The organism is Moorena sp. SIO2C4 (genome assembly GCF_010672485.1).
Classification (GTDB): Bacteria; Cyanobacteriota; Cyanobacteriia; order Cyanobacteriales; family Coleofasciculaceae; genus Moorena; species Moorena producens.
Genome location: NZ_JAAHGN010000582.1, coordinates 1 through 4,704 on the forward strand (window position 1 = coordinate 1; position 4,704 = coordinate 4,704).

Genomic DNA, 4,704 nt, shown 5'->3' on the forward strand with positions numbered 1-4,704 from the left:
TCACCTCGTTCAGGTCGCCCGGGGCCCGCTCCGCGATCATCGAGGCCGCCTCGGCCGCCGGCGGGTTGGCTGGCAAATAGGTAAATCAAGAAAACCTATCTGCCCTAATTAAGCATTCAGCTATCAGCGTGTCGCGTATCAGCTATCAGCTTATGGGCTATGGGCAAGCTACGGAACTTTTGAAGAAAACAGGTAAGCGTAAAGTCACAACGTCGAAGCCTGTGCCACAAAGCTAACGGCTGACCGCTGACCGCTGACCGCTGAATGCTTACCGACTCCCGACTCCCGACTCCCGACTCCCGACTCCCGACTCCCGACTCCCTAAAATCAAAATGCGTGAATCTGACAAAGTGCGATCGAGTCAGCAAGGTAAAGCCAGACTCAGACAAGCTTACAAAGACGCTGGACTGAATCAACAGACATTAGCAGATCAAGCCTATGTTTCTAAGGATACCGTTCAGCGCTTGCTTGGTACTAAAGATTGTCCCCATGGAGTGGAACGATGGGCAGTTAGAAATATTTGCAAGGTTCTAAATCTTAAACCAACTGAGATCGTTGATAGAAAAGACTGGGAGCCTCAACACCAGTTACCACCAGAATTTCAACAATTTATTCAAGACAAAACTCACTTATTTTGCGGACGTGAGTTTGTCTTTAAGGCTATTGAAGACTTCTTCAGCAACAATGCTCAGGGCTACTTTACCGTTATTGGTGATGCTGGCATGGGTAAAAGTGCCATTGCTGCTAAGTATGTATTAGACAACCCAGAAGCAATTTGCTTTTTTAATAGTCGTGCTGAGGGCATGAATCGTCCAGAATTATTCCTCAGAAAAATCCGTCAACAATTGATCACTCGTTACCAGTTACCAGATGCTCAAGATGCTGATTTATCAGCGTTGTTGGCTAAGGTTAGGGAAAAATTATCTGCCGGTGAACGGTTGGTGATTGTTGTGGATGCCTTGGATGAAGTTGACCAAGAGGGAGCTGGTAATCTTTTATATTTACCGACTATTTTGCCAGATAGTATTTATTTTATACTCACCAGAAGACCCTATAATCACAATGAGAAAAGGCTGCGGTTATCTCCTGCTACACCAAGCCAAGAATTGGATTTAAGGGAAAACGCTCAACAAAGCCATCGAGATGTAAAATACTATATTTGGCAATTGCTGAATCATGCAGACTATAAACCGGGATTGAGTCAGTGGATTAACCAGCAACCTTCCCTCTCTAATCAGCAGTTTGTAGAAGAGATTGCGGCAAAAAGCGAAAATAACTTTATGTATTTGCGCTGTGTTTTACCAGCCATAGCCAATGGCTTTTATAATGATAAACCCTTAAATGAATTACCAGTAGGATTACAAGGCTATTATGAAAACCATTGGCAACTGATGGGGATGACAACCAAGCCTTTACCCAGGGCTAAAATTAAAATTGTTTATGTGATGTGTGCCTTACGTAGTGCAGCTTCTCGTCAAATAATTGCTAACTATTCTAAGCAAGATGAATTCACCGTGCAGGAAGTGCTTGATGGATGGCAGCAATTTTTACAAAAGCAAGAAAGCTATAGACCACCACGTTATCGATTTTATCACGAAAGTTTCCGAGATTTTTTGAAGCGTCAGGATATTGTGCAAGCGGCGGGTATGATGTTACCTAATATTAGTGTTGAAGTTGCCGATAATATGACAGAAGGACTGGAGTTATGACTAATCTTCGCAATTGGTTAGGGCAAAAATCACCAGAAGAAATAGAGCATTTCTTGGGTGAAATTCCCCGTTTGTGGTTAGAAGGTGGTAAAGTTAACAACTTATCTCGTTTGTTGAGTAATTATGAGTTTATCGAAGCTAAACTTAATCATCCTGAATTTGGCATAAAGGCACTGATTGAAGATTATGAGTTGATTTATAATATAGACTTATCCCATCCAGACTACAGCGAGCAAACGATAACATCCCTGAAGTTAATTCAAGGAGCATTGCGACTATCAACACATATCTTAAGTCAAGATCCAACCCAATTAGCAGGGCAACTGTCAGGGCGTTTACTAGATTTTGATACCCCAGACATTCAACGATTATTACAACAGATACCGCAAACTGAAACTACTTGTTTGCGTAGCTTGACAGCTACGTTAAATCCCCCTACTGGACCCTTACTATCTACCCTTAGTGGTCATGGTGACTCCGTAAATTCAATTGCTGTCACACCAGATGACACCATGGTAATTTCTGGTTCATCGGATCACACGGTTAAAGTCTGGGATGTGAATACAGGTGCAGAAATTAGAACATTAACAGGCCATACTTCTCCAGTAAATGCTGTAGCGGTTACTCCCGATGGCACCAGGGTAATTTCTGGTGCATCTGATAACACGGTTAGAGTCTGGAATTTAGCAACAGGTAAAGAAATACTGAGATTTAATGGTCATAGTCTCCCTGTAGTTGCTTTAGCGGCTACTCCCGATGGCAAAAAAGTGGTTTCAGCATCAATTGCAAAGCTTAACTCTATCAAAGTCTGGGATTTGGAAACTGGGCAAGAAGAGTTAATCCTAAAAGGTCATAGAGACATAGTAAGAACTGTTGTTATCACCTCTGATAATCGCATAATTTCTGGTTCAGATAATGGAACTATCAAGGTTTGGAGTTTAGAAACCGGTGACGTGCTTTTCAATTTTATAAATAACTATGAAGCCGATAAGCGTAGTTTACATTCGAAACCAGTATATGCAATGGCAGTTACTCATGACGATAAGTGGCTAATTTCTGGTTCTGGTCATAAGGGTACAAACATTATAATCTGGAATTTAGAAACGAAAAAACAAGCTTTAACCCTTACAGGTCATAATAATCCTATTACTGCTCTTGCTGTTACACCTGACGGTAAACAGGTAATTTTTGCTTCCTTCGATAATACTATTCAAGTTTGGGATATAGAATCTAGAAAAGAATTTTTTACTTTTATTGCCCATGATGACTCAATCTATGATGTTAAACTAATACGAAATAGAAATAAAATTATTTATTCTTCCAAGGATAAAACACTCAAGATTTTTAATTTAGAATCAAAAGAGAAGCATATTGAATTAATAGAAGACCAAACTTCAGTAAATGATGTAACTATTAGTCCGGATGGGAAGCAAGTTATTTTTGGGCGACAAGATAATATCCTAAAAGTTTGGAATTTAGAAAAAAAAACTATAGTTTCTAGTTTTTATAGCACTCATAACTGTCAAGATAATATTATTATATTAACAAAAATTTTTATTGAAAAATATATATTGCTAATTGATCAATGTAATAAAAAAATATTGTCGATGTTTTTTGATTTATTAATAGCTATATTGTGGATTAGTTTTATTCTATTTGTTTTTGTTCCTTTAATTCATTTAAACTTGATTGTTTTTTTGATTATTGTAATGATAATTATACTTATAATAGTTGTAGCAAAAATATATAAGTATTTTAATATCCCTAAAAATAATCTACCTGAAGATTTGTATAAAAAACTATCTAAACAAAAAATTAAACTATCAAACTATAGCAAATATTCGGATATAACAGAGTCAATTCAAGCTTATAAAACCAATGAAATTATTGGGCTAGGGATTGCCCCCAATAACTTGTTGGTTTGTATAAGTAATAAAATACCGTCATCTTATCAATTTTTGACTGTCTGGAATTATATCAAAATAAAGAAAATTTGCGATTTAATATCAATCTCTCAATATTGCTATAATTATTCAATTTTATTGATATCTATTATTTACATATTAACTATTATATTTTTATTTTTATATATTAAATCTTTATTTTCATTTTGGATTAGCATTGTGTTACTAGTTTTGTTCATGGCATTTTTATATGTATTGGATAAAATTCTATATTATATAATAACCTTCATATTTGATGATTCCGCTACAACTCTATCAATTACGCCAGATGGCAACTATGTAATTGCTGGTTCAACTAACACCACTATTAAAGTTTGGCATCTGGACACCAAAAAGTTACATTTTGTCCTCAAAGGTGATCAGGACGAGATTACTAGTTTAGCTGTCACCCCAGATGGTAAGTATTTGGTTTCTGGCTCCAAGGATAAAACTATCAAAATTTGGAATCTAGAAACTAGAAAGGAATGTTTCACCCTTACAGGTCATGGGGATTCAGTCAATACTCTCTCCGTAACCCCTGATGTAACTACGTCGTGTCTGGCTCAAAGGATAATACCATTAAAATTTGGGATTTGGAAAAGCGAGAGGAAATCTTTACCTTTACAGGTCATACGGACTCCATAAATCGGATCAAAGTAACATCCAACGGCAAGCTAGTGATTTCTGCATCTTCCGATAAAACACTCCAAGTGTGGGATTTCGAGACTAGGGAAGTTATTGCTACGTTTACTGGAGAAAGTGCTATCAACTGTTGTGCCGTTGCACCGGATGATGTAACGATTGTGGCAGGGGATGAAGGGGGAAATATGCATTTTTTGCGCTTGGAGGGAGTAGGGAGTAGGGAGTAGGGAGTAGGGAATAGGGAACAGGGAACAGGGAGTAGTAATAAGATTTGATTCTTTCTTGATGCAGTCGCTCATAAAACAAGCACAAGAGATCCTGTTGCCTCAGTCTTCAAATCCATAGAAGTAGAGTGGGCATCCTGCCCGCGCGAAAATAAGCATGAAACTGGCATCCTGCCCGCGCGACAA

General features: G+C 37.9%; 4 protein-coding genes. All 4 read left to right on the top strand.

All coding sequences use genetic code 11. The annotated features are described in order from the left end of the window. Nucleotides 1-264 precede the first annotated feature (264 nt). From F6K20_RS24930 to F6K20_RS40170, 4 genes are read left to right on the top strand one after another with little or no spacing between them, the layout of a single operon-like run. On the top strand, nucleotides 265-411 hold the full coding sequence (locus tag F6K20_RS24930; RefSeq protein WP_287296421.1) for a hypothetical protein: 147 nt from the start codon (nucleotides 265-267) through the stop codon (nucleotides 409-411). Beyond that, a complete protein-coding gene (locus tag F6K20_RS24935) occupies nucleotides 351-1,709 on the top strand; it encodes an AAA family ATPase (RefSeq protein ID WP_287296426.1) in 1,359 nt (452 codons plus the stop codon). Before F6K20_RS24930 ends, F6K20_RS24935 begins: the two co-directional genes overlap by 61 nt. Continuing rightward, complete coding sequence (locus tag F6K20_RS24940) at nucleotides 1,706-4,297, top strand: WD40 repeat domain-containing protein (protein WP_287296422.1); 2,592 nt, start codon at nucleotides 1,706-1,708, stop codon at nucleotides 4,295-4,297. The genes F6K20_RS24935 and F6K20_RS24940 overlap by 4 nt, the downstream gene beginning before the upstream one ends. After that, complete coding sequence (locus F6K20_RS40170; protein ID WP_353736823.1) at nucleotides 4,207-4,521, top strand: WD40 repeat domain-containing protein; 315 nt, start codon at nucleotides 4,207-4,209, stop codon at nucleotides 4,519-4,521. The genes F6K20_RS24940 and F6K20_RS40170 overlap by 91 nt, the downstream gene beginning before the upstream one ends. Nucleotides 4,522-4,704: the final 183 nt, after the last annotated feature.

Coding starts and splice junctions, on each gene's coding strand:
- F6K20_RS24930 (WP_287296421.1), top strand. CDS start 265: ATGCTTACCGACTCCCGACTCCCGACTCCCGACTCCCGACTCCCGACT.
- F6K20_RS24940 (WP_287296422.1), top strand. CDS start 1,706: ATGACTAATCTTCGCAATTGGTTAGGGCAAAAATCACCAGAAGAAATA.